The organism is Microbispora rosea, assembly GCF_044460045.1.
GTDB lineage: Bacteria > Actinomycetota > Actinomycetes > Streptosporangiales > Streptosporangiaceae > Microbispora > Microbispora rosea.
This window is the reverse complement of sequence record NZ_JBITJO010000002.1, coordinates 649259-673536: the sequence shown is the minus strand read 5'-3', so window position 1 is coordinate 673536 and position 24278 is coordinate 649259. Positions and strand designations below refer to the sequence as shown.

Genomic DNA, 24278 nt, shown 5'->3' with positions numbered 1-24278 from the left:
CGGGGGAGGGGGCCCAGTGAGCGAACCGCGTGACGCCTCCGAGACGAGGACGCCCCAGATCCTCCCGCCGCCCGGGCAGCCGGACGCCGCCACGCCCTCGCCGGACGCGGCGGCTCCGGCCGGCGACCGGAGCCCGGCGGGTCCCACCCGCAGGATGTCGAGCCCGATGGGCACCGGTCCCTACCGCAGTCAGGTGCCGCCGCCGCCCAGCGGCCCTCCCGCCTGGGACGGCCCGCCGCCGCTGGTCGCCCATCCCGTGCAGCGGGGCAACCTGCTCAACGAGATCAGGTCGCTGCAGAACCGCGTCAGCATCCGCTGGCGGCTGACCCTCACGTACGCCGCGCTGGTCTTCGTCGCCGGCGCGCTGCTGGTGATGGTCATGTACGTGCTGATCGGCCAGGCGATCGACATCGGCTGGCAGAGCGTGCCGCAGATCATCTTCCCGCGCGGGAGCGTGCCGCAGGAGTGGATCGACGAGGCCAACCACCAGTTCGCCCAGTCGCAGGCGGAGGTCACCGCGGTGGCGCGGGCCGAGCTGCTGAAGCGGGCGCTGCTGGCGCTGCTGGGCGTGGGGATCCTGGCGCTGATGCTGGGGTACCTCGTGGCCGACCGGGCGCTGCGGCCCGTCATCAAGATGACGGCGACCGCGCGGAAGCTGTCGGAGACCTCGCTCGCCCACGAGCGCATCGACCTCCAGGGCCCCGACGACGAGCTGAAGGAGCTGGCCGACACCTTCGACGCGATGCTCATCCGGCTCAACACCGCCTTCGACGCCCAGCGGAGGTTCGTGGACAACGCATCCCACGAGCTGCGGACGCCGCTCGCGATCAACCGTACGGTGCTGGAGGTGGCTCTGTCCGACCCCGAGGCGTCGGACGACCTCAAGGTGCTCGGGCGCACGCTCCTCGGCACCACCGCACGCAACGAGCGCCTGATCGAGGGTCTGCTGCTGCTCGCCCGCAGCGAGCGTCAGCTGTCGGTGCGAAAGCCCGTGGACGTCCAGGAGGTGGCCAGGACGGCGGTGGAGCAACTGGCCCCCTTCGCCGAGGAAGAGGGCGTCACGGTCGAGCACGACCTCCACCCGGCGGCCACGACGGGTGATCCGGTTCTCATAGAACGCTGTGTCTCCAACCTCGTCGAGAACGGCATCAAGCACAATCTTGGGGAGTCCGGAAAAGTCTGGGTCCGGTCGGGAATTGTCGACGGGGGTGCGGTTGTTCAGGTCGCGAACACGGGACCGCACGTTCCCGCGTACGAGGTGGAGAGCCTGTTCGAGCCGTTCCGGCGGCTGAATGCCGATCGGGTTCAATCCGCCAAGGGCGCGGGTCTCGGTCTGTCCATCGTCCGCGCGATCGTCCGCGCGCACGGCGGAACGGTCGCCGCCGTCCCCCGCGACGGGGGCGGTCTCGTGGTGACGGTGCGTCTCTCCAGAGCCGGGGCATCTCCGGGGACGCCGCAGTCGGCGCGCTGATGGAGCGAGCACGCCGTACATGTGGTTGGATGTGCCGTCGAACGCGGTGGGGATACCGCCGATACTGTGGTTTTCGCCATATTTGGCTAACCGCAGCCCCCGGTGGGATGCCCCTCGCGTGTCGGAAGGTTCAGTGTTCGTTCAAGCGGGTACCGAATGCACAATTTACCGGCCCCCGCGGGCACAACACCGGCCTTCCGAGCGTTATCCACGCGCGACACAGGCGCAGGCAGATAGATGAGGGGGATGGAGTAGCAGATGGCTACCGACTACGACAGCCCGCGTAAGACCGACGACGATCTGAACGAGGACAGCCTTCAGGAACTCCAGGCGCGTAGGAGCGACAAGTCGTCGGGCAGCATCGACATCGACGAGACCGATCTGGCCGAGTCGCTGGAGCTGCCGGGGGCGGACCTGTCGAACGAGGAGCTCTCGCTGCGGGTGATTCCTCGGCAGGCCGATGAATTCACCTGCTCGCGGTGCTTCCTGGTGCACCACCGCAGCCAGCTGGCCTCGGAGAAGAACGGCCAGCAGGTCTGCCGCGAGTGCGCCGCCTAGGAGACCCTTGGGAGGGTCCGTGACTTCAGCAGCGGATGAACCAAACAACGAGGTGGCCGACCTGGTCGGCAAACTCGTCGCCCCTGAGGAGACGGACGGGGCCGAGCGGCGTCGGCTGCTCGGCCGCCTCAGCGGGGCCTTGGCGCGGTCCGCGGGAAAGGCACGAGAACGGGGAGTCGGCCGGGGGCGGTGGCTGGCCGACGTCTTCATGAACATCGCCCCGCGGTTACCGGTCAGGGACTACGAGACGCTGCGGGACCACCACTACGGGCTCACCGGCGAGCAGCTCGCCGACGACCTCGTCCGCACCGCAGCGAAGGCGACGACGGCGGTAGGCGCGGTCGGCGGAGCGCTCGCCGCGGCCGAGTTCGCCGCCCCGCCGCTCCTGCTGTCCGCACCCGCCCAGATCGTGGCCGAGACGCTGGTCGTCGCGGCCATCGAAGTGAAGCTTCTCGCCGAACTGCACGAGGTGTACGGCGTGAAGGTCCCAGGCAACGGCACCCAGAGGGCGGCCGCGTTCGCGCTCGCCTGGTCGAAGCAGCGGGGCGTCAACCCCCTCGCCCCCGGCTCGGCCACGATCGCACTCGGGACCGCCGCCAAGACCGCGCTGCGCAACCGCCTGATGCGCACGCTCGGCCGCCATCTCACCACGCTCGGCCCCTTCCTGACCGGCGCCGTGGCCGGCGGCGCGCTGAACCGGGCCGCCACCAGAAGACTCGCCGGCGCGGTGCGCGCGGACCTGCGCCGCCAGCACGCCCTGCCGCCCGGTTGACCCCCTGCCGCCCGGTTGACCCCCTGACACCCGCCACCCGGCCGACACCCGCCGCCGGGCCGAACCCCCCTCCCGTGCCGGTCCCCGTCCCGGGTGCGGGCCCTTCTCCGTCCGGTCTCCGTCCCCCTGGCGACGCGGCGGCCCAGGTGCCCGTCCCAATCGGCGATCTCCGGCCGTCCTGATCTTCCAGGTAGAGAAGTGTCACCGATTGGTCTAAACCTCTTGCCGACCCCGTATGAGCTGCGTGAGATCATTCTCACAGTCACAGGCGTGGATTGTGCACGTCCTTACGGGTATGGGGGTGCCTGGTGACTTTCCGTATGGTGGTCACAGGCGACCACCTGGAGGGGATTCATGCGTGGCACCAGCTCGTTTCTGATCGTCGCGAACCGGCTGCCGGTCGATCGTGTGGGCGAAAACGAATGGCGGCGCAGCCCGGGCGGGCTCGTGACCGCCATCGCGCCCGTCATGCAACGGCGTGACGGGGCCTGGCTCGGCTGGACCGGAGCGGCGGGGGAGGAGCTGAAGCCCTTCGACCACGACGGGATGCACCTGATCCCCATCCCGCTGTCCCAGCTCGAGGTCGAGCTGTACTACGAAGGCTTCTCCAACGCCACGCTGTGGCCGCTCTACCACGACGTGGTCGCCACGCCCGTCTACTCGCGCGTGCTCTGGGACGCCTACCGGGCCGTCAACGAGCGCTTCGCCCGGGCGGCCGCGGACGCCGCCGCGCCCGGCGCGGTCGTCTGGGTGCAGGACTACCAGCTCCAGCTCGTGCCCGCGATGCTGCGGAGGCTGCGGCCCGACCTCAAGATCGGGTTCTTCCTCCACATCCCGTTCCCGCCTGGAGAGCTGTTCTACCAGCTGCCCTGGCGCAACGAGATCCTCGAAGGACTGCTCGGGGCCGATCTCGTGGGCTTCCAGCGGCCGGGCGGCGCCGCCAACTTCCTGCGCCTGTGCCGCCGCCTGCTCGGCGTGCAGTACCTCCGCAACGAGATCCAGCTCGACGACCGGACGGTCCGGGCCGAGTCGTTCCCGATCTCGGTCGACTTCGGGGAGATGGACCAGCTCGTCCGCGAGCCGCGCGTCCAGCAGCGGGCCAAGGAGATCCGCGCCGAGCTGGGCGATCCCGAGCACGTGCTGCTCGGCGTCGACCGGCTCGACTACACCAAGGGCATCGGCCAGCGGCTCAAGGCGTTCGGCGAGCTGCTCGACGACGGGGCGATCAAGCCGGACGAGGCGGTCTTCGTGCAGGTGGCCACGCCCACCCGCGAGCGGGTCGCCGAGTACATCCGGCTGCGCAACGACATCGAGCTGAGGGTGGGGCGCATCAACGGCGAGCACGGCGTGCTCGGCCGTATGCCGATCTCCTACCTCCACCAGTCGTACAACAAGGAGGAGCTGGCGGCGCTCTACTGCGCGGCCGACGTCATGGTCGTCACGCCGCTGCGCGACGGCATGAACCTCGTGGCCAAGGAGTACGTCGCCTGCCGTCACGACCTGCGCGGGGCGCTCGTGCTGAGCGAGTTCGCCGGCGCGGCCGACGAGCTGCGCCAGGCCTACATGGTCAACCCGTACGACATCGCCGGCATGAAGCGGACGATGCTGACGGCGATGCGGGCGACCCCGCACGAGCTGGCGCGCCGGATGCGCTCGCTCAGGCGCAGGGTCGCGACCTACGACGTGGACAGATGGGCCAGCGACTTCCTCAAGGCCCTGGAGTCCGGGGAGCCGGCCGCCTCTAGGGAGTGAGGTCCCGGGCGGCGTCCTTCCAGGAGCGCCACTTCTTCGCCGCCGAGCGCGTGACGATGATTCGCGTGATCTCCATGCCCAGGCCCATCACCACGGCGTACGCGATCGCCTCGCCGAGCCCGATGTCGGGGGAGTCGACGCTCGCCGGCGGCTCCTTGCCGGTCGCCTTCTGCCACGCGAACGACAGCACCTTGCGCGAGCAGAAGCCGACCGCCAGGCCGAGCAGGCCACCGACGATCCGCCACTGCATGTCGGGCTTGTCCGTCGCGCCGAGTTCGCGCTTGGCCTCCCGAGCCATGTCCGCCATGATTCCTCCTCGATAACGACCTTAGTGTCTCCCCGCGGGGTGACGGTCCACGCCATACCATGTGGTGGCATGACCGAACAGCGACTCCACGCAGCCATGCCCGAGAAACCGACACTCGACGGCTTGGAAGCGGTATGGGTAGCGCGCTGGGAGGCCGAGGGCACCTACCGGTTCGACCGGTCCCGGGGCAGGGACGAGGTCTACTCCATCGACACCCCGCCGCCCACCGTGTCCGGGTCCCTTCACGTGGGGCACGTCTTCTCCTACACGCATACGGACACGATCGCCCGCTACCAGCGGATGCGGGGGCGCGAGGTCTTCTACCCGATGGGGTGGGACGATAACGGGCTGCCCACCGAGCGCCGCGTGCAGAACCACTTCGGCGTTCGCTGCGACCCCTCCATGCCGTACGACCCGGACTTCACGCCGCCGGAGAAGCCGGACGCCAAGCGGCAGGTGCCGATCTCGCGGCGCAACTTCATCGAGCTGTGCGAGCGGCTGACCGCCGAGGACGAGAAGGCGTTCGAGGAGCTGTGGCGCCGTCTCGGCCTGTCGGTGGACTGGTCGATGACCTACGCCACGATCGACGCGGGCGCCCGGGCGGCGTCCCAGCGGGCGTTCCTGCGCAACCTCGCCCGCGGCGAGGCGTACGTCGCCGAGGCCCCGACGCTGTGGGACGTGACGTTCCGCACGGCCGTGGCCCAGGCCGAGCTGGAGGACCGGGAGTGGCCCGGCGCCTTCCACCGCATCGGGTTCGAGCGGTCGTCCGGCGGCGACATGGTCTGGATCGAGACCACCCGTCCCGAGCTGATCCCGGCCTGCGTGGCGCTGGTCGCCCACCCCGACGACGAGCGCTACCGGCCGCTGTTCGGCACCACCGTCCGCACCCCGGTCTTCGAGGTCGAGGTGCCGGTCGTGGCCCACCACCTCGCCGAGCCGGACAAGGGCTCGGGCATCGCGATGATCTGCACCTTCGGCGACGTCACCGACGTCACCTGGTGGCGTGAGCTCGACCTGCCGACCCGGCCGGTGATCGGCTGGGACGGCCGCCTGCTCCCCGAGCCGCCGCAGGGCGTGCCGGCCGAGCCGTACGCCGAGCTGGCCGGAAAGACCGTGCACAGCGCGCGGGAGCGCATCGCGGAGATGCTGCGCGAGTCCGGCCACCTGGACGGCGAGCCGCGCAAGATCCAGCGGCCGGTGAAGTTCTACGAGAAGGGCGACCGGCCCCTCGAGATCGTCACCACCCGGCAGTGGTACATCCGCAACGGCGGCAGGGACGCGAAGCTGCGCGCCGAGCTGCTGGAGCGCGGCCGGGAGCTGGAGTGGCACCCGCCGCACATGCGGGTCAGGTACGACAACTGGGTGGAGGGCCTGGCGGGCGACTGGCTGATCTCCCGCCAGCGGTTCTTCGGCGTGCCGATCCCGGTCTGGTATCCGCTCGACGCCGACGGCGAGCCGATCTATGAGGCGCCGATCGTCCCGCCCGAGTCGGCGCTGCCGGTGGACCCGTCCAGCGACGTGCCGCCCGGCTTCTCCGAGGACCAGCGGGGCAAGCCGCTCGGCTTCACCGCCGACCCCGACGTCATGGACACCTGGGCGACCTCGTCGCTGAGCCCGCAGATCGCCGCCGGGTGGGAGCGCGACGACGACCTGTTCCGCCGCGTGTTCCCGATGGACCTGCGGCCCCAGGCCCACGAGATCATCCGTACCTGGCTGTTCTCCACGGTCGTGCGGTCGCACCTGGAGCACGGCGGGCTGCCCTGGCGGCACGCGGCGATCTCCGGGTGGATCCTCGACCCCGACCGCAAGAAGATGTCGAAGTCCAAGGGCAACGTGGTCACGCCCATGGGCCTGCTGGAGGAGTACGGCTCCGACGCGGTCCGCTACTGGGCCGCGAACGGGCGTCCCGGCACCGACACCGCCTTCGACACCGGGCAGATCAAGATCGGCCGCCGACTGGCCATCAAGATCCTCAACGCGTCGAAGTTCGTGCTCGGCTTCCGGTCCGAGGGCGGCGGCGAGGTGACCGAGCCGGTCGACCTGTCGATGGTGGCCGCGCTGGGGGCGGTCGTCGCCGAGGCCGGCGAGGCGTTCGAGTCGTACGACTACACCAGGGCGCTGGAGCGGACCGAACGCTTCTTCTGGTCGTTCTGCGACGACTACGTGGAGCTGGTCAAGGCCCGCGCGTACGACGGGGACCCCTCGGCCGTCGCGGCCCTGCGGCGGGCGCTCGACGTGCTGCTGCGGCTGTTCGCGCCGTTCCTGCCCTTCGTGACCGAGGAGGTCTGGTCGTGGTGGCGGGAGGGCTCGGTGCACCGCGCGCCGTGGCCGTCCCCCCAGGAGCTGCCCGAGGCGCGGTACGGCGATCCCGCGGTGCTGGACGCCGTGGCGGAGGTGCTCCGCCGGGTGCGGCGGGCCAAGTCCGAGGCGCGGCTGTCGATGCGGGCCGAGGTCGCCCGGCTCACCGTGTCGGGCATCCAGGCGGACCTCGTCCGGCAGGCCCAGGACGACCTGTGCGCGGCCGGCAACGTCGAGGAGTTCGTCCTCGTACCCGGTGACGGGCCGCTCGACGCGGTCGCCGAGCTGACGGCATGAGGCCGCCGGGGCTGACCGCCTGAGACCGCCGCCGTACCCCTGGGTGCGGCGGCGGTCGGCGATTTTCCTTTGGGACGTTCCAGGACGTTCCCGGGCGTTTCGGTGCGCTGGCGGGGGACCGCGGAGGGTTGGCGACGGAACGGCCGCCATAGGCGGGTAAAACGGCTGCGCGTCTCGCCCGCCGACATGCCAGGCTGGATCCGTGATCCCGTCTAAGCGCAGTACCACGGAGAGGGTCCCGCCGACGCTGGCCACGATGGCCGCGTGGAGCTGGCGGCTGCTGCTGCTCGGCGGGATGGTCTACGTCCTGTGGCTGATCATCGAGAGAATCAGCTTCGTCGTCATGCCGGTGGTCGTCGCGCTGCTGCTCGCGGCCCTGCTTCACCCGCTGACCCGGCGGCTGCGCGCCACCGGGCTCCGGCCTATCTACGCGACATGGATCACGATGCTGCTCGGCCTCGCGCTGATCGTCGGCATCGGGTTCCTGATCGGCGTGCGGGCGAACGAGGAGTTCCCGCGACTGGTCCTGCAGATTCAGGTGACCGTGCGCAACGTGCAGGACTGGCTGCTCCACGGGCCCCTCCACCTGAAGGAGGCGCAGATCGCCGACTTCGTGGACCAGCTCAGCAGCCAGGTGACCCAATACCGCAGCCAGATCACCAGCACGGTGCTGAGCGGCGCCACCGCGGTCGTCGAGGTGCTCACCTCCATCGTGCTGATCCTGTTCGTGACCTTCTTCCTGCTGAAGGACGGCGACCGGATCTGGGCCTGGTTCCTGCGCGCCTTCGGCGGCGCCGCGCCGCGCGTGGACCAGGCGGGCCGCGCAGCCTGGGCGACGATCTCCCACTACGTGCACGGCACGGTCGCGGTCGCGGCCATCCACGGGCTCGTGATCGGCGTGGTGCTCGCGGGGATGCAGGTGCCGTTGTGGGCGCCCCTCGCGGTGCTGGTCTTCCTCGCCAGCTTCATCCCGATCGTCGGCATCCTGTTCGCGGGCACCATCGCGACGCTGGTGACCTTCGGGTCCCGGGGCTGGTTCCTGGCGCTGATCTTCGTGGGCGTCCTCGTGGTCGAGCAGCAGCTGGAGAACCACGTGCTCCAGCCGCTCATCGTGGGCCGGGCCCTGGAGTTCCACCCACTGGCGATCATCCTCGTCCTCGCGGTGGGCGGCGTGCTCGGCGGCATCGCGGGCGCCGTGGTGGCCGTGCCGCTCACGGCGGTCATCTACCGGGCGCTGCCCGAGCTGCGCCGCGGCCGGCCCGCCATCGAACCGGCGGCGGAAGGCGGCCCACCCGGCGCAGCGGAGCCAGGCGCCGAGGGCGCGTCCCCGCACCCGGAGCCCGGTGCCGATGAGCCGGGCGCCGAGGGTGCGTCCGCGCACGCGGAGCCCGGCGCCGCGGAGCCCGCGACCTCCCAGCGCGCCGCCTCCGGTCAGGGCGGGCGGGAACCGGAGGCGGCACGCCCGTCCTCCGACGCCGGAGAGGCGGTGTCCCCCCAGCGCAACGGGTAGGGTCTTGCCTCATGAGCTGCCCTGTGCCGAACCCCGGACCGCCGGGCCCGAGAGGGGCCGCGGCCGCCGCTCGCGGGATCGAGGCCGCCCGATGAGCGTCGAGATCCTGATCCACCGGCTCGACCCGGATCTTCCGCTCCCGTCGTACGCGCATCCGGGCGACGCCGGGGCCGACCTGTACGCGGCGGAGGACGTGGAGTTGCTGCCCGGCGAGCGGGCGGTCGTGCGGACCGGCGTCGCCATCGCGCTGCCGGACGGGTACGCCGCCTTCGTTCATCCGCGTTCTGGCCTGGCCGCCCGGCACGGCGTCACGCTGGTCAACGCGCCGGGCACGATCGACGCCGGCTACCGGGGCGAGATCAGGGTGACGATGATCAACACCGACGCCAAGGACCCGGTGCGGCTCCGGCGCGGCGACCGCATCGCCCAGCTCGTCGTACAGCGGGTGGAGCGGGCGGCGTTCTACGAGGTCGACCGGTTGCCCGGCTCCGTACGGGGCACGAACGGGTTCGGCTCCACAGGGAGCTGACACCGCGGGGCCCGGAAACCGGGCCACGATGCGAGGAGAGTGAGAGAAGTGTTGCGACGCCGGCGACGCGCGGAGGAGGAGACCGCACCATCCGTCGTGCGGGGGGAGAGCCCCGCCCCGGCGCGGACGACGGGCCCCTGGGACGCCGATGACGACTACCCGGAGGCCGAGCGCGTGGACCTGGGAGGCCTTCGCCTGCCCGTCGGTCCCGGATTCGAGATCCAGCTCAGCATGGCGGGCGACCAGGTCGACGGTGTGATCGTCCTGGTCGAGGAGAGCGCCCTGCAGGTCAACGTCTTCGCCGCGCCCAAACGCAGCGGGATCTGGGACGAGGTGCGCACCGAGCTCGCCCGTGAAGTGGTGGCCGCGGGCGGCTCGGCGGAGGACCGGGACGGCCCGTTCGGCCCCGAGATCGCGGCCGAGGTGCCCGCGCAGGGTCAGCCGCAGGGACGGCAGCCGGTGCGTTACCTCGGCGTCGACGGGCCGCGCTGGTTCCTCCGCGCCGTGGTCAGCGGCAGGGCGGCGGTCGACCCGGAGGCGGCGCGGACCCTGGAGGACGTCGTGCGCGGCATCGTCGTCGTGCGCGGCGACGAGCCGATGCCGCCCAGGGAGGCGATCCAGCTCCGGCTGCCCGCCGAGGCCCGGCAGGCCATGGAGGAGCAGCAGCAGGGGGCCCGGCAGGAGGAGTTCCGGCCCTTCGAGCGCGGTCCGGAGATCAGCGAGATCCGCTGACGCCCGTCCGGAATGCGCTGGTTGACCGAATCGGGGGGCAAGCCCTGCTCGGCCGTCCTTCTGGCCCGTGGGCGGCTCACGTATGCTGCGGTGGGAAACGACCGGCCTAGGCTGGAAGCCAGGACGACGAATCCCCCTCAGGGGATCGTGAACGAGGAAGCTGGGTGAGTGACCGATGGGCACGCCGGAGCCTGCCAGACGCGGCGGACTGCGGGGCTTCTTCCGAAGGCTGACCACCAGCCAGGCCGAGCTGGAGGCCGCCGAGCTCCAGGAGGACCTGGAGCAGCAGGGGGCCACTCCCATCGCGCGGTGCGGTGAGCGCCAGCGGACGTGCGTGGCGGGCACGCTGCGCACGGTGACCCTCCGCCCGCGCGGCGGCGCGCCCGCCCTCGAGGCGGAGCTGTACGACGGGTCGGACGTGATCGACCTGGTCTGGCTCGGCCGCCGGAAGATCGCCGGCATCGAGCCGGGCCGGGTGGTGCGGGCCGAAGGGCTGGTCAGCGTCCAGGACGGCCGCAAGGTCATGTTCAACCCCCGCTACGAGCTACGCCCGGCCGGTGGCCCTTGATCTCTCAGGAGACCGTATGAGCACAGCGGACATGACGGCCCCCGCGGCGCACGCCACCGTCGAGGCGGCGGTTCGCGCACAGATGAGCAAGGCACTGGGCGGCAAGCGCGGCATCGTCGAGGCGGCCGTGCCCACACTCGCCTTCACCGGCACGTGGGTGGGCACCAACGAGCTGAAGACCTCGCTGATCGTCGGCATCGCCTCGGCGGTGGTGCTCCTGCTGGTGCGGATCGCGCAGCGGACCACACCGCAGTTCGTGCTCAACAGCCTCGTCGGCATCGGAATCGGCGCGTTCTTCGCGGCCCGCACCGGCGACGCCAAGGACGTGTTCCTGCCGGGGATCCTCTACAACGGGGCCTACGCCGCCGGCATGCTGCTGTCGATCGTGGTCCGCTGGCCGATCGTCGGCTTCCTGATCGGCTCGGTGACCGGCGACCCGACGGCCTGGCACAAGGATCCCGCGCTGGTCCGGCTGTGCTCGCGGCTCACGTTGCTGCTCATGCTGCCCTGCCTGCTGCGGGTGGTGATCCAGCTGCCGCTCTACTGGGCGGATCAGGTGACCGCCCTCGGCGTGTCCAAGATCGCTCTGGGCTGGCCGCTGCAGGTCGCGGGGCTCGCCGCGATGGTGTGGGTGCTCGCCCGGGGCCGTACCCCGATCGAGCCGTCGGCGCAGCCGTCCGTCTGACGATCACACGCGAACGACCGAGGCCCCGGGCGCGCGCCCGGGGCCTCGGTCGTTCGCGGGTCAGGGCCGTCCGTGGGCCGACAGCAGTTCGGTGAGCTCGTGCTCGACCTCCTGGTTGGCCACGAACAGCAGTTCGTCGCCGGCCTCCAGCGGGTCGTCGGCCGAGGGGACCAGCACCCGGCCCTCCCGCAGGATCGCCACGAGGGCGGCGTCCACGGGCCACGGCACCGAGCCCGCCCGCTGGCCCACCACCGGCGCGTCCTCGGCCAGCGTCAGCTCCACCAGGTTGGCCTGGCCCTGCCGGAAGGTCATCAGGCGCACCAGGTCGCCGACGCTGACCGCCTCCTCGACCAGGGCCGACAGCAGGCGCGGGGTGGAGACGGCGACGTCCACGCCCCACGACTCGTTGAACAGCCACTCGTTCTTGGGGTGGTTGACCCGGGCGACCACCCGTGGCACGCCGTACTCGGTCTTGGCGAGCAGCGAGACCACGAGGTTGACCTTGTCGTCGCCGGAGGCGGCGATCACGACCTGGCAGCTGTTGAGCCCGGCCTCGTCCAGCGATGAGATCTCGCAGGCGTCGGCGAGCAGCCACTCGGCCCGCGGCACGCTGTCGATCTTGATGGCGTGGGGGTCGATGTCGATGAGCAGGACCTCGTGGCCGTTCTCCAGGAGCTCCGCCGCGATGGAGCGGCCGACGGCTCCGGCGCCGGCGATGGTGACGCGCATCAGTGCTCCTCGTCGGACGGCGGGGCGGACAGCGTCTTGTTGATGCGGTCCATGTCGTTCTCGGCGGCGACCAGGTGGAGGATGTCTCCCTCCTGGACGACGGTCGCGTCCTTCGGCACGAGCGCCTCGCCCATGCGGTTGAGGAAGGCCACGCGCGCGCCGGTGACGTTCTCGATCTCCCGGGCCCGGGTGCCGATCCAGCCCTGGTGGAAGGCCACCTCGGCGAGGACGACCGTGCCGGTCGGGTCCCGCCAGAGGGGTTCCGCGCCCTCGGGCAGCACGCGGCGCAGGATCTGGTCGGCGGTCCAGCGGACCGTCGCCACCGTGGGGATGCCGAGCCGCTGGTAGACCTCGGCCCGGCGGGGGTCGTAGATGCGGGCGACCACGTTGTCGACGCCGAACATCTCCCGGGCCACCCGGGCAGAGATGATGTTGGAGTTGTCTCCGCTGCTGACGGCGACGAAGGAGGCGGCCGAGGCGATGCCGGCCTCTTCGAGGACGTCGCGGTCGAAGCCGATGCCCGTCACCCTGCGGCCGCGGAAGCCCGCCCGCAGCCGCCGGAAGGCCTGCGGGTCACGGTCGATCACGGCGACCGAGTGCCCGTTGTCCTCAAGGATGTGCGCCAGGGTCGAGCCGACCCGTCCGCATCCCATGATCACGATATGCATGCTCCCCCGCCGTGGGTTGTGGCGGTCTCCTAATGCAGACAGTATGTCGCCAGTGCCGCACACCGCATGACCCGGGCGCGGCACCGGGGGACTAGGCTCAGCAGACGTGTCCAAGGTGCCAGATCTTGTCAAGCGGCTCCTCGTGGGGCGGGCTCTGCGGAGCACCGCGCTCCACCACCAGCTGCTCCCCAAGCGCGTGGCACTGCCGGTTTTCGCCAGTGACGCGCTGTCCTCGGTGGCGTACGCGCCGCAGGAGATCCTGGTCATCCTGTCGATCGGCGGGGTCGGCCTCTACAGCGTCAGCCCGTGGGTCGCCGCGGGGGTCGTCCTCGTCATGCTCACGGTGGTCGCCTCCTACCGCCAGAACGTGCACGCCTACCCCAGCGGCGGCGGCGACTACGAGGTGGCGACGACGAACCTGGGACCGACCGCGGGGCTGACCGTCGCGAGCGCCCTGCTCGTCGACTACGTGCTGACCGTGGCGGTGTCGGTCGCCAACGGCGCCGACTACGTGGGCGCGACGATCCCCTTCGTCGCCGAACACCGGCCTCTGGTCGCGGTGGCCATCGTCGCACTCTTGACGGTCATGAATCTGCGCGGCATCCGGGAATCAGGTGTCGCGTTCGCCGTTCCGACCTACGCATTCATGATCGCCGTCGTCGGGATGGTCGCGTGGGGCCTGTTCCGGCTGGTCGTGCTCGGCGACGAACTGCGCGCCCCGACCGCGGACTACCGCATCCTCGGCGAGCAGGCCGACCTCGCCGGATTCGCGATGGCGTTCCTGGTGCTGCGCGCCTTCTCGTCGGGTTGCGCCGCGCTGACGGGTGTCGAGGCGATCAGCAACGGCGTGCCGGCCTTCCGCAAGCCCAAGAGCAAGAACGCCGCGACGACGCTGCTGATGATGGGCCTCATCGCGGTGACGATGTTCAGCGGGATCATCTTCCTCGGCCTCAAGTCGGGCGTGAAGCTGGCCGACCCGGCGATCGTCGCGAGCAACGTCATCATCAGCGGGCACCCGGCCGGGCCCGGCTACTACCAGCAGCCGATCATCGCGCAGGTCGCCTCGGCGGTCTTCGGCGACGGCTCGTTCCTGTTCGTCGTGATCGCCGCGGTGACCGCTCTCATCCTGTTCCTGGCCGCCAACACCGCGTTCAACGGCTTCCCGGTGCTCGGCTCGATCCTCGCCCAGGACCGCTATCTGCCGCGCCAGCTCCACACCCGGGGCGACCGCCTCGCGTTCAGCAACGGCATCGTCATCCTCGCGGCCGGGGCCTGCCTGCTGATCTGGGCGTTTGACGCGGACGTGAGCAAGCTGCTCAACCTCTACATCGTCGGCGTGTTCGTCTCGTTCACCCTCAGCCAGATCGGCATGGTCCGGCACTGGACCCGCCACCTGAAGACCGAGACCGACGCGAAGGCGCGCTTCCACATGATGCGCTCGCGGGTGATCAACGGCTTCGGCGCGGTCATGACCGGGCTCGTGCTCGTCGTCGTGCTCGCCACCAAGTTCACGCACGGCGCGTACATCGTGTGCGTGGCGATGCCGGTGCTCTTCCTCATGATGAAGGGCATCAGGCGCCACTACGACCGGGTCGCCGAGGAGCTCGCCGCGCCGGAGGGACACGAGGCCGACGAGTCGCTGCTGCCCGCCCGCAACCACGCGATCGTGCTCGTCTCGAAGATCCACAAGCCGACGCTCCGCGCGCTCGCGTACGCCAGGGCGACCCGCCCGTCGAGCCTGGAGGCCGTGACCGTCAGCGTGGACTCCGACGAGGCGAACAGGCTCAGGGAGGAGTGGGACCGGCGCGGCATCGGGGTGCCGCTGAAGATCCTCGACTCGCCCTACCGGGAGATCACCGGCCCGGTGCTCGAGTACGTGAAGTCGCTGCGGCGGCGCTCGCCGCGCGACGTCGTGACGGTCTACATCCCCGAGTACGTGGTCGGCCGCTGGTGGGAGCACCTCCTGCACAACCAGAGCGCGCTGCGGCTCAAGGGGCGCCTGCTGTTCAAGCCCGGGGTCATGGTCACGAGCGTGCCGTTCCAGCTCGCCTCCTCCGACCGCCTCAAGGGCCGCAGGGAGCCGTCCGCTCCCGGCGCCTCCCGCCGTTCCTATCAGTCCCCGTCGAAGAACACGCAGGTCAAGGCATGACCGACAGGAAAGAGGCCGACATGGGCGGCGTACGGCTCGAACTGACGGTGGACGCCGTCGCCAACGGCGGCTGGTGCGTGGCCAGGCACGAGGGCCGGGTGGTCTTCGTCCGGCACGCCCTGCCCGGCGAGCGGGTGGTCGCCGAGGTCACCGAGGAGACCGCGCGGTTCCTGCGGGCCGACGCGGTCGAGATCCTGGAGCCCTCTCCCGACCGGGTCACGCCGCCCTGCCCGTTCGCCGGCCCCGGCCGCTGCGGCGGCTGCGACTGGCAGCACGCGTCGCTGGAGGCGCAGCGCCGGCTCAAGGCCGACGTGGTCGCCGAGCAGTTCCGGCGTCTGGCGGGCCTCGACCTCAAGGTCGTGGTCGAGGAGGTGCCGGGGGCGGAGGACGGCCTCGGCTGGCGCACCCGCGTGCGGTTCGCCGTGGAGCGGGACGGCACGGCGGGGCTGCGGCGCCACCGGTCCCACGAGATCGAGCACGTCACGGAGTGCCTCATCGCCCACCCCGGCGTCGAGGAGGTCGGGGCGGAACGCCTCGCCTGGAAGGGAGCCGCCTCGGTCGAGGTGGTGGCGGCCTCCGGCGGCGACCGCGCCGTGATCGTCGAACCCGTCCCACACCGCCGGGCGGACATCCCGGACGTGGACGCCGCGGTCCTGCTCGACGAGGGCAAGCGGGGCACCCGCGCGCTGCGTGGCCGGGCCTCGCTGACCGAGCGGGTGGGCGAGCGGGACTTCCGGGTGACCGCGAGCGGATTCTGGCAGGTCCACCCGGGCGCGGCGGCCACGCTGCTCGGAGCGGTGCTCGACCTCGGACGGCCCGAGCCGGGGGAGTGGGCGCTCGACCTCTACTGCGGCGCCGGTCTGTTCGCCGCCGGGCTCGCCGAGGCCGTCGGCCCCGAGGGCGCCGTGCTCGGCATCGAGTCCGAGCCGCAGGCGGCGCAGGACGCCCGGTTCAACCTGCGTGACCTGCCGCAGGCGCAGGTCGAGCGGGGCAGGGTCGAGGAGGCGCTCGACCGGCTGCGGATCGAACGGGCCGACCTGGTGGTGGCCGACCCGCCCCGCGCGGGTCTCGGCCGTCCCGTGGTCGAGCGCGTCGCCGGCCTGGAGGCCTCGCGCGTGGTGTACGTGTCGTGCGACCCGGCCACCCTGGCCAGGGACGTCGCCTGGTTCGCCGGGCACGGCTACCGCCTGGAGGACCTGCGGGCCTTCGACCAATATCCCATGACTCACCATGTGGAGTGCGTCGCGCTGCTCGTCAGGGACTGATCCGGCGCCGCCTCCCGGGCGGGGGCGGCCATGCCGGCGACCAGGAGGTCGGCCAGCCTCCGGACCGCCACCGCCGTGCTCTCGGGCGAACCCGCGCGGAGGGAGGCGATGGCGGCCAGGCCGATCCGCACGTCCTCGATCGACAGCTCGGGACGGACGCCGCCCGCGCTCTTGGCGCGTTCGACGAGCTGCTCGAACCTTCGGGCCTGTGCGCGGCGCTGCCCGGCGATCGAGGCGCCCGCGGGGTGGGAGCCGAGCAGCGCCGGGTTCAGCCCGCGGTGCCGCACCTGGTGGTCGGCGAACCGGTGGATGGTGCCGCGCAGCGCGTGCCAGGGATCGGGGTCGTCCAGGGCGGCACGCATCTGCGCGCGGCAAGCCGTCACCTGTTCGGCGAGCACGGCGCCGACGAGGTCCTGGCGCGACGGGAAGTGCCGGTAGACGGTCGCGACGCCGAGGCCGGCACGCCGGGCGATCTCGTGCACGGGCAGGTCGAGCCCGTCCGCGGCGAACGCGGCACGGGCGACCGCCACGAGATGCCGCCGGTTGTGCTCCGCGTCCGTCCGGGGTTTCCGAGTCAATGTGGTCCTTGCCCCTCTCGCTTCCGGCGATCCGAGACAGCCGCTCCCGTTTGCCCGCCTACCGTGGTCGACGGCCAGTCGGAACAGCCGGAAAGGTGATTATGTTCCCGGATGCGAAGATGTTTGCGGTGGGGTTCGACCGGTTCGGTCCCCCCGAGGTCCTCACCGTCGGAGGATTCCCCGCACCTCACGCGGGCCCCGGCGAGGTGCGGATCGCGGTCAGGGCCGCCGGAGTCGCACCGGTCGACCTCGCGCTGCGCGCGGGCACGTCGCCGTCGAGCGCACGGCTCCCCCTGCCGCACATCCCCGGCGTCGACGCCGCCGGAGTGATCGACGAGGTCGGCGCGGACGTCACCGGGTTCGCCGCCGGGGACGAGGTCTTCGGCGCCGTCGACGTCTCGCGGCTGGGCGGCGCCGCCGCGGAGTTCGCCGTGCTGGCGTTCTGGGCCGCGAAGCCGCCCTCGATGTCGTGGGAGGAGGCCGGGGCCGCCGCCACGAGTGTCGAGACCGCCACCCGGGCGCTCGACAGACTCGATGTGGGCGCGGGAAGGACGCTCCTGGTCGACGGGGCCTCGGGCGGCGTCGGCAGCGTCGCCGTCCAACTGGCGGTCGCCCGCGGCGCCCGTGTGATCGGCACGGGCCGCCCGGAGAACCACGCCTTCATCGCCGGGCTCGGCGCGGTCCCGGTCGCCTACGGGTCCGGGCTCGCCGAGCGCGTCCGCGATCTCGTGCCCGGAGGGATCGATCTCGCGCTGGACGTCGCCGGCGCGGGCTCGCTTCGCGACCTCATCACGATCACCGGTTCGCCGGCGTCCGTCCTCACCATCGCGGACTTCACCGGGCCGGAGCTCGGGGTCGGCATCTCCCGGGGCGAGCTCGGCGGGGAGCCGGGCGGACGGCATGGTCTCGCCCTCGCGGCCGCGCTGTCGTCGCAGGGGCGCTTCCGCGTCCCCGTTCGGGCGGTGTTCCCCATGGACCGGGCGGCCGAGGCGCATGCGGCCGCCGAGCGAGGGCCACGCCGGGGCAAGGTCGTCCTCGCGGCTCCTCCCGCACACGGCGAGCCCGGCTGAGCCGGCTACACCAGCCGGTTCGGGGGGATCGGCCCGGGAAGCGGGGATCGGTGATCTCGCGAAGCGGGGTCAGGGCCTTGCGGAGCCGACCCATCCGTCGAGCGGCTCACCAGGGACGCGCGCCCCGGTCGCCGGGCATGGCTTCGGGCCGGGCGACACCGGCGTCGGGGTACGGCGGCCGGGTCAGGATCCGTACGACGTCGTCGGCGGGTTGGGCGCCCCGCAGGGACAGCCAGCCCAGGCCGTTGCGGGCCCGGAACGCCGCCAGCCGCGCGGCGTCGCCGGGGCCGAGGTCGCCGGGGCCGGCGAGGACCGGCACGAGGCCCATCCGCCGCCACACCCGGTCGGGCGGCACGTCGAGCGCCGCGGCGATCTGGAGGCGCGCCGCCCGGGCCGCGACGGCCAGGTCGTGGAGGTTCGAGACGCCGGAGGCGATCGGCACGAGCAGGCCGACGGACTCGATCTCCACCCCCTCCTCGCGGGCCGCCCGCAGCATCTCCTGGTCGGCCGCCTCCAGGCCATGCCGGGAGGCGGGAAGCGTGAACGTGACCCGCAGCGAGCGGCCGCGCGCCCGCGCCTCGCGCTGCAACCGGGCGACGGCGGCGGCGCGGCGGCTGACGGCGGCGGGCCCGGCCGACCCGCCTGCCTCGAAGTCGACGCCGGGAGGGTCGAGCGCCGCCACGACGTGGCGGTAGGCCGAGAGCAGCCGGGCCGGGTTCTCGCAGGTGGCCGCCAGCTCCTGCCCGTACGGGCCGCCGAACGCCGGCCACACCTCGCCGCCGTCGGCCCGCAGCCGGTCGATCCGGGCGGTGACGGACTCCCCGCCGCGCGGTCGCGCCCCCGCCCAGTGGGGGGCGCAGCCGCCCGGTCCTGCCACGATGTGACCGATGGCGAACGAGCGCACCCCCGCCCGCAGCAGTTCGGGGTGCGGTTCCCCTGCGGCGTCGAGGAACCCCCGGTAAGGAGCCGCGGGCTCGTCGGCGGGGGGAGCGGCGGCGGGCGGGGTGGGCGAGGCGACCGTCTGGCGCGCGGCGACCAGCGTCTCCGGCACCGGTGAGGCCGGAGTCCGCTCACCGGTGGGCGCGGCCGTGACCCCGGGCCTCGCGTTCCAGCCGGGCGGGGCGGCGGGCAGCGCCCACAGCGCCGCGCCGGTGCCCGCGACGAGCGCGGCCGACGCCAGGAAGACAAGAGAGCGCGGGGGGCGGCCCGCTTCGCGGGAATGACGTGCGGAGTCCACGCTCACCACCCAGAGTTGCGATGCGACCACGTTGCGCACAGGCGGCTCGCACTCTAGCAAGCCGGGAACCCGGGGGCAGGGATAATGGACGGATGAAATTGAGAATCTTCACCGAGCCCCAGCAGGGGGCGAGCTACGACGACCTGCTCAGGGTGGCGCAGGCGGCCGAGCGGCTCGGGTTCGACGCGTTCTTCCGGTCCGACCATTACCTCCGGATGGGCGAGGGCGATCCGACCCCGGGCCCGACCGACGCGTGGATCACCCTGGCCGGCCTTGCCCGGGAGACCTCGAGCATCCGGCTGGGCACGCTGGTGAGCGCCGCGACGTTCCGCCTGCCCGGGCCGCTGGCGATCAGCGTCGCCCAGGTCGACCAGATGAGCGGCGGCCGTGTGGAGCTCGGTCTCGGCACCGGCTGGTTCGAAGAGGAGCACACGGCGTACGGGATCCCGTTCCCCTCTCTGGGTGAGCGGTTCGAGCGCTTCGAGGAGCAGCTCGAGATCGTGACCGGGTTGTGGGCCGCGACCAAGCCGTTCTCCTTCCTGGGCGAGCACTACCAGCTGGCCGACTCCCCGGGGCTGCCCAAGCCGGCGCAGCGGCCCCGGCCGCCCGTCATCATCGGCGGCGGGGGCGCCAAGCGGACGCCGCGGCTGGTCGCCCGGTTCGCCGACGAGTACAACGTGCCGTTCCACCTTCCCGAGGACACCGCCGCGGCCTTCGACCGGGTCAGGCAGGCGTGCGACGCCGCGGGCCGGGAGACCGTCCTGCTGTCGGCGGCGCAAATCGTCTGCGCCGGGCGGGACGAGGCGGAGATCGCCCGGCGCGCCGCCAACATCGGCCGCAAGGTCGACGAGCTGCGCGTCAACGGGCTGGCGGGCACGCCGCAGGAGATCGTGGACAAGATCGGCCGGTTCGCCGAGATGGGCGCCGAGCGTCTCTACCTGCAGGTCCTCGACCTGCAGGACCTGGAGCACCTGGAGCTGATCGCGGCCGAGGTGCTGCCGCACGTCTAGAGAGCGCTGCCGCACGTGTGAAAACAGCGCTGCTACGCATGTGATGACAGCGCTGCCGCACGTGTGAGGAGCGGGTAGCGCGGTCGGAAAAGCCATAGCCGGTCGAAGAGGGCATCCGGCACACTTTGCCGGGTGCTCCTCACGATCTCGACGACTCTGCGGCCCGCCACGGACCTCGGCTTCCTCCTGCACAAGCACCCCGGCCGGGTGCAGGAGTTCGAGCAGTCGTTCGGCATGGCGCGGGTCTTCTACCCGGAGGCGGGCGAGGACCGGTGCACCGCGGCGCTGCTGCTGGAGGTCGACCCGGTGCGGCTGGCCCGTTCGCGAGGCTCGTCCTCGCCCGACTTCTCCCTCGGGCAGTACGTCAACGACCGGCCGTACGCCGCGTCCTCCCTGCTGGCGTCGGCGCTCGCCGACGTGTTCCGCACGGCGCGGACCGGGAGGTGCGCCTCCCGTCAGGACCTCGCGGACGGGCCGATCCCCCTGGAGATCTGCCTGCCCGCGCTGCCGTGCCGGGGAGGGGCCGATCTCGCGCACCGGCTGTTCGGGCCGCTGGGCTGGGAGGTTCGGGCCGAGGCCGTGCCGCTGGACCCCGGTTTCCCCGAGTGGGGCGAGTCCCGGTACGTACGGCTCACGCTGCGCGGGAACGTGCGCCTGGCCGACGCGCTCAACCACCTGTACGTCCTGCTCCCGGTGCTGGACGACGCCAAGCACTACTGGCTGGCGGGCGACGAGGTCGACAAGCTCGTCCGCGCGGGAGGGGGCTGGCTGGCCGCCCATCCGGACAAGGGGCTGATCACCCGCCGCTACCTCGGCCGGCGGTGGGCGCTGACCCGCATCGCCTTCGCCCGTCTCGCCGAGCTCGGCGACGACGTGGAGGAGACCCTGGACCCGCCGGTGGAGGAGGAGCCGGGCGCCGAGCCCTCCGCCTCCACCGCACCGGCGGGCGAGGAGCGGGTGCCGCTGAACACGCTGCGCCGGGAGGCCGTCGTGGCGGCGCTGGAGGAGATCGGCGCCCGCACCGTGCTCGACCTCGGGTGCGGTTCCGGGCAGCTGCTGTCGGCTCTGCTCGCCAAGCCGGCCTTCGCCAAGGTGGCCGGCATGGACGTGTCGGCCCGCGCGCTCGCGCTGGCCAAGCGGCGCCTGCGCACCGAGCGGATGCCCGACGCCAAGCGGGCCAGGCTGGAGCTGTTCCAGGGGTCGCTGACCTACACCGACGCGCGCCTGGCCGGGTACGACGCCGCGGTGCTGATGGAGGTCGTCGAGCACGTGGACCCGCCGCGGCTGTCCGCGCTCGAACGCGTGGTCTTCGGCACGGCGCGGCCCGCCCACGTGATCGTCACCACGCCCAACGTGGAGCACAACGTCAGATACGAGCTGCTCGCGGGGGCGCGCCGCCACCCCGACCACCGGTTCGAGTGGAGCCGGGCGGAGTTCGCCCGATGGGTGGCGGGCGTGTGCGAGACGTACGGGTACGCCGCCGATCTGCGGCCGGCCGGCGAGGACGACCCCGAGGTGGGCCCGCCCACCCAGATGGCGGTCTTCAGCAGGAGGGAGGAGCGGCCGTGACCGAGATCAGCGTGCCGGAGCTGTCGCTGGTGGTGCTCGTGGGCGTCTCCGGGAGCGGCAAGTCGACGTTCGCGGCCCGGCACTTCGCGCCCACGCAGGTCGTCTCCTCCGACTTCTGCCGGGGCCTTGTCTCCGACGACGAGAACGACCAGACGGCCACGCCCGAGGCGTTCGAACTGCTGCACCACATCGTGGGCATCCGCCTGCGCCGGGGCCTGCTCACCGTGGTGGACGCGACCAACGTGCAGTGGGAGGCCCGCAAGAAGCTCATCGAGCTGGCCAGATCCCACGACGTGCTCGCCGACGCGATCGTGCTCGACGTGCCGGAGGAGGTGGCGCGCGCCCGCAACGCGGGCCGTCCCGACCGGGCCTTCGGCCCCCACGTGATCACCCGGCAGCGCAAGGAGCTGCGCCGGTCGCTCGGCAAGATCTCCAAGGACGGCTTCCGCCGGGTCCACGTGCTGCGCGGCGACGAGATCGACGACGTGGCCATCGCGTACGAGAAGGCGTGGACCGACAGGACCCACCTCACCGGTCCGTTCGACATCATCGGCGACGTGCACGGCTGCCGGGCCGAGCTGGAGTCCCTGCTGGTGAAGCTCGGCTGGCAGGTCGGGCCGGACGGCGCCGCCCACCCCGAGGGGCGTACGGCGGTCTTCGTCGGCGACCTGGTCGACCGCGGCCCGGACACGCCGGGCGTGCTGCGGCTGGTCATGAACATGGTCGAGGCGGGGACCGCGCTGTGCGTGGCGGGCAACCACGAGCAGAAGCTGGTGCGGGCCCTCGACGGCCGCAAGGTGCGGGTCGCCCACGGCCTGGAGCGTTCGCTGGAGCAGCTCGCCGCCGAGCCGGAGGAGTTCCGCGCGGCCGCCAGGACGTTCATGGACGGCCTCATCAGTCACTACCGCCTCGACGGCGGCAGGCTGGTGGTCGCGCACGCCGGGCTCAAGGAGGCCTACCAGGGGCGGGCCTCCGGCCGGGTGCGGGCGTTCGCCCTGTACGGCGACACGACGGGGGAGACCGACGAGTACGGCCTGCCGGTGCGCTACCCCTGGGCGAACGACTACCGGGGGCGGGCCATGGTCGTCTACGGGCACACCCCGGTGCCCGAGCCGGAATGGGTCAACAACACCATCTGCCTCGACACCGGCGTGGTCTTCGGCGGTCGGCTGACCGCCCTGCGCTACCCCGAGCGCGAGCTCGTCTCGGTCCCGGCCGAGAAGGTCTGGTACGAGCCGGCGCGGCCGCTGGCCGCGGCCACCCCCGCCCGCGATCCCGGCGTGCTGGACATCGGCGACGTGGACGGCACCCGCTTCGTGGAGACGCGGTCCGGCGGCCGGATCAGGATCGCGGAGGAGAACTCCCGCGCCGCGCTGGAGATCATGAGCCGGTTCGCCGTGGACCCCCGCTGGCTGGTCTACCTGCCGCCGACCATGGCCCCGCCGGAGACCTCCGCGCTGGAGGGCTACCTGGAGCACCCGGCTGAGGCGTTCGACGAGTTCGCCCGGGCGGGGGTGACCCGGGTGGTGTGCGAGGAGAAGCACATGGGCTCGCGCGCGATCGCCGTGCTGGCGCGGACGCCGGAGGCCGCGGCCCGTCGCTTCGGCGTCGCCGACGGCACGACGGGCAGCGTCTACACCCGCACGGGACGGCCGTTCTTCGACGAGCACGTGCCGGAGCTGGTGGACCGGCTGCGCGAGGCGGCCGCGCCGCTGTGGGAGGCGCTGGAGACCGACTGGGTGGTGCTCGACTGCGAGCTGCTGCCGTGGTCGGCCAAGGCGGAGGGACTGATCCGCGACCAGTACGCCTCGGTGGGCGCGGCCGCCCGGGTGGCGCTGCCCGAGGCGGTCGCGGCGCTGGAGATGGCGGCGGGACGTGGCCTGGATGTAGGCGCTCTGCTCGACCGCACCCGCCGCCGTGCTCACAACGCTGCCCGGTTCCGCGACGCCTATGCCCGTTACTGCTGGCCGGTCTCGGGTCTCGACGGCGTACGGCTCGCGCCGTTCCAGGTTCTCGCCTGCGAGGGCAGGGCGACGGCGGTGGAGGAGCCGCACGAGTGGCACCTGAAGACGCTCGGCCTGATGGACTCGCCGCTCGTCACGCCGACCCGTCACGTCTTCGTCTCCCTCGACTCGCCGGAGGAGCGGGAGGCGGCGGTCACGTGGTGGACCGCGCTGACCGAGGCCGGGGGCGAGGGCATGGTGGTCAAGCCCGCCGCGCATCAGGAGGGACGGGTGCAGCCGGGCGTGAAGGTGCGGGGCCGCGAATATCTGCGGATCATCTACGGCCCCGACTACACCGAGTCGCTCGACGTGCTGCGGCGCAGGTTCACCGGCAGGAAGCGGTCGCTGGCGCTGCGGGAGCACGCGCTCGGCGTGGAGGCGCTGACGCGCCTGGCCGAGGGGGAGCCGCTGTGGCGGATCCACGAGGCGGTCTTCGCCGTCCTCGCGCTGGAGTCCGAGCCGGTCGATCCCCGTCTGTGAGACCGGACGGCCCCCGGGCACGGCCTCCCGCTCACGCACGG

21 protein-coding genes are annotated in these 24278 nt (G+C 72.3%); 16 read left to right on the top strand and 5 right to left on the bottom strand.

Annotated features, from left to right (window positions below; translation table 11 throughout):
* Window positions 1–16: 16 nt before the first annotated feature.
* The 4 genes from ACIBK1_RS10460 to ACIBK1_RS10445 all read left to right on the top strand — a co-directional run bounded on the left by ACIBK1_RS10460 (window position 17) and on the right by ACIBK1_RS10445 (window position 4553).
* Window positions 17–1471 carry a sensor histidine kinase gene (locus ACIBK1_RS10460; RefSeq protein WP_231513701.1) on the top strand — a complete coding sequence of 485 codons (1455 nt, stop codon included), beginning with the start codon at window positions 17–19 and terminating at the stop codon, window positions 1469–1471.
* A 258-nt stretch (window positions 1472–1729) separates the two neighbouring features.
* A complete protein-coding gene (locus ACIBK1_RS10455; protein WP_030505490.1) occupies window positions 1730–2029 on the top strand; it encodes a DUF4193 domain-containing protein in 300 nt (99 codons plus the stop codon).
* Window positions 2030–2048: 19 nt separating this feature from the next.
* Window positions 2049–2801, top strand: coding sequence for a hypothetical protein (locus ACIBK1_RS10450; protein WP_051761150.1), 753 nt, complete (start codon window positions 2049–2051; stop codon window positions 2799–2801).
* Window positions 2802–3155: 354 nt separating this feature from the next.
* The gene (locus tag ACIBK1_RS10445; RefSeq protein ID WP_363529880.1) at window positions 3156–4553 is read left to right on the top strand and encodes an alpha,alpha-trehalose-phosphate synthase (UDP-forming); all 1398 of its coding nucleotides are present in this window, start codon (window positions 3156–3158) and stop codon (window positions 4551–4553) included.
* On the opposite strand, the gene ACIBK1_RS10440 is transcribed toward ACIBK1_RS10445, so the two are convergent.
* Entirely contained in the window at window positions 4543–4860 is a 318-nt protein-coding gene (locus ACIBK1_RS10440; RefSeq protein ID WP_030505487.1) for a DUF4235 domain-containing protein, read from the bottom strand. The genes ACIBK1_RS10445 and ACIBK1_RS10440 overlap by 11 nt on opposite strands.
* A 69-nt stretch (window positions 4861–4929) precedes the next feature.
* Here ACIBK1_RS10440 and valS point away from each other — a divergent pair, with 69 nt between their 5' ends.
* From valS to ACIBK1_RS10410, 6 genes are all read left to right on the top strand, one after another.
* Window positions 4930–7455 (top strand): valine--tRNA ligase, encoded by a 2526-nt coding sequence (valS, locus tag ACIBK1_RS10435; RefSeq protein ID WP_396733917.1) that lies wholly within the window; start codon window positions 4930–4932, stop codon window positions 7453–7455.
* A gap of 256 nt (window positions 7456–7711) precedes the next feature.
* Complete coding sequence (locus tag ACIBK1_RS10430) at window positions 7712–8965, top strand: AI-2E family transporter (RefSeq protein WP_396733915.1); 1254 nt, start codon at window positions 7712–7714, stop codon at window positions 8963–8965.
* 91 nt (window positions 8966–9056) lie between these two features.
* Window positions 9057–9494 (top strand): dUTP diphosphatase, encoded by a 438-nt coding sequence (dut, locus tag ACIBK1_RS10425; RefSeq protein WP_030505484.1) that lies wholly within the window; start codon window positions 9057–9059, stop codon window positions 9492–9494.
* A 48-nt stretch (window positions 9495–9542) separates the two neighbouring features.
* Window positions 9543–10226, top strand: coding sequence for a DUF3710 domain-containing protein (locus ACIBK1_RS10420; protein ID WP_396721999.1), 684 nt, complete (start codon window positions 9543–9545; stop codon window positions 10224–10226).
* Between the two features lie 175 nt (window positions 10227–10401).
* On the top strand, window positions 10402–10794 hold the full coding sequence (locus ACIBK1_RS10415) for an OB-fold nucleic acid binding domain-containing protein (protein ID WP_030505482.1): 393 nt from the start codon (window positions 10402–10404) through the stop codon (window positions 10792–10794).
* Between the two features lie 16 nt (window positions 10795–10810).
* A complete protein-coding gene (locus tag ACIBK1_RS10410) occupies window positions 10811–11479 on the top strand; it encodes a DUF3159 domain-containing protein (protein ID WP_030505481.1) in 669 nt (222 codons plus the stop codon).
* Window positions 11480–11539: 60 nt separating this feature from the next.
* Here the strand turns inward: ACIBK1_RS10410 and ACIBK1_RS10405 are convergent, their stop codons facing one another.
* Window positions 11540–12208, bottom strand: coding sequence for a potassium channel family protein (locus tag ACIBK1_RS10405; RefSeq protein WP_030505480.1), 669 nt, complete (start codon window positions 12206–12208; stop codon window positions 11540–11542).
* Window positions 12208–12876 carry a potassium channel family protein gene (locus ACIBK1_RS10400; RefSeq protein WP_030505479.1) on the bottom strand — a complete coding sequence of 223 codons (669 nt, stop codon included), beginning with the start codon at window positions 12874–12876 and terminating at the stop codon, window positions 12208–12210. Before ACIBK1_RS10400 ends, ACIBK1_RS10405 begins: the two co-directional genes overlap by 1 nt.
* A gap of 106 nt (window positions 12877–12982) precedes the next feature.
* Between ACIBK1_RS10400 and ACIBK1_RS10395 the strand changes: the two genes are divergently transcribed.
* Together ACIBK1_RS10395 and ACIBK1_RS10390 are read left to right on the top strand one after the other, a co-directional pair.
* Window positions 12983–15025 (top strand): APC family permease, encoded by a 2043-nt coding sequence (locus ACIBK1_RS10395; protein ID WP_051761148.1) that lies wholly within the window; start codon window positions 12983–12985, stop codon window positions 15023–15025.
* Complete coding sequence (locus tag ACIBK1_RS10390) at window positions 15022–16290, top strand: class I SAM-dependent RNA methyltransferase (protein WP_081903191.1); 1269 nt, start codon at window positions 15022–15024, stop codon at window positions 16288–16290. Before ACIBK1_RS10395 ends, ACIBK1_RS10390 begins: the two co-directional genes overlap by 4 nt.
* On the opposite strand, the gene ACIBK1_RS10385 is transcribed toward ACIBK1_RS10390, so the two are convergent.
* Entirely contained in the window at window positions 16251–16868 is a 618-nt protein-coding gene (locus tag ACIBK1_RS10385) for a TetR/AcrR family transcriptional regulator (protein ID WP_063754524.1), read from the bottom strand. The two genes, ACIBK1_RS10390 and ACIBK1_RS10385, sit on opposite strands and share 40 nt — an antisense overlap.
* Before the next feature lie 119 nt (window positions 16869–16987).
* On the opposite strand from ACIBK1_RS10385, the gene ACIBK1_RS10380 reads away from it, so the two are divergent.
* Window positions 16988–17938, top strand: a complete 951-nt coding sequence (locus tag ACIBK1_RS10380; protein ID WP_396733913.1) for an NADP-dependent oxidoreductase — start codon at window positions 16988–16990, stop codon at window positions 17936–17938.
* Window positions 17939–18044: 106 nt separating this feature from the next.
* Here ACIBK1_RS10380 and ACIBK1_RS10375 read toward each other — a convergent pair whose 3' ends face one another.
* Window positions 18045–19175 carry a hypothetical protein gene (locus ACIBK1_RS10375; RefSeq protein WP_396733911.1) on the bottom strand — a complete coding sequence of 377 codons (1131 nt, stop codon included), beginning with the start codon at window positions 19173–19175 and terminating at the stop codon, window positions 18045–18047.
* Window positions 19176–19267: 92 nt separating this feature from the next.
* On the opposite strand from ACIBK1_RS10375, the gene ACIBK1_RS10370 reads away from it, so the two are divergent.
* From ACIBK1_RS10370 to ACIBK1_RS10360, 3 genes are all read left to right on the top strand, one after another.
* The gene (locus ACIBK1_RS10370) at window positions 19268–20185 is read left to right on the top strand and encodes an LLM class F420-dependent oxidoreductase (RefSeq protein WP_030505473.1); all 918 of its coding nucleotides are present in this window, start codon (window positions 19268–19270) and stop codon (window positions 20183–20185) included.
* A 132-nt stretch (window positions 20186–20317) separates the two neighbouring features.
* Window positions 20318–21754 (top strand): 3' terminal RNA ribose 2'-O-methyltransferase Hen1, encoded by a 1437-nt coding sequence (locus tag ACIBK1_RS10365; protein WP_396733909.1) that lies wholly within the window; start codon window positions 20318–20320, stop codon window positions 21752–21754.
* Window positions 21751–24237, top strand: a complete 2487-nt coding sequence (locus ACIBK1_RS10360) for a polynucleotide kinase-phosphatase (protein WP_396733907.1) — start codon at window positions 21751–21753, stop codon at window positions 24235–24237. Before ACIBK1_RS10365 ends, ACIBK1_RS10360 begins: the two co-directional genes overlap by 4 nt.
* The last annotated feature ends 41 nt before the right edge of the window (window positions 24238–24278 follow it).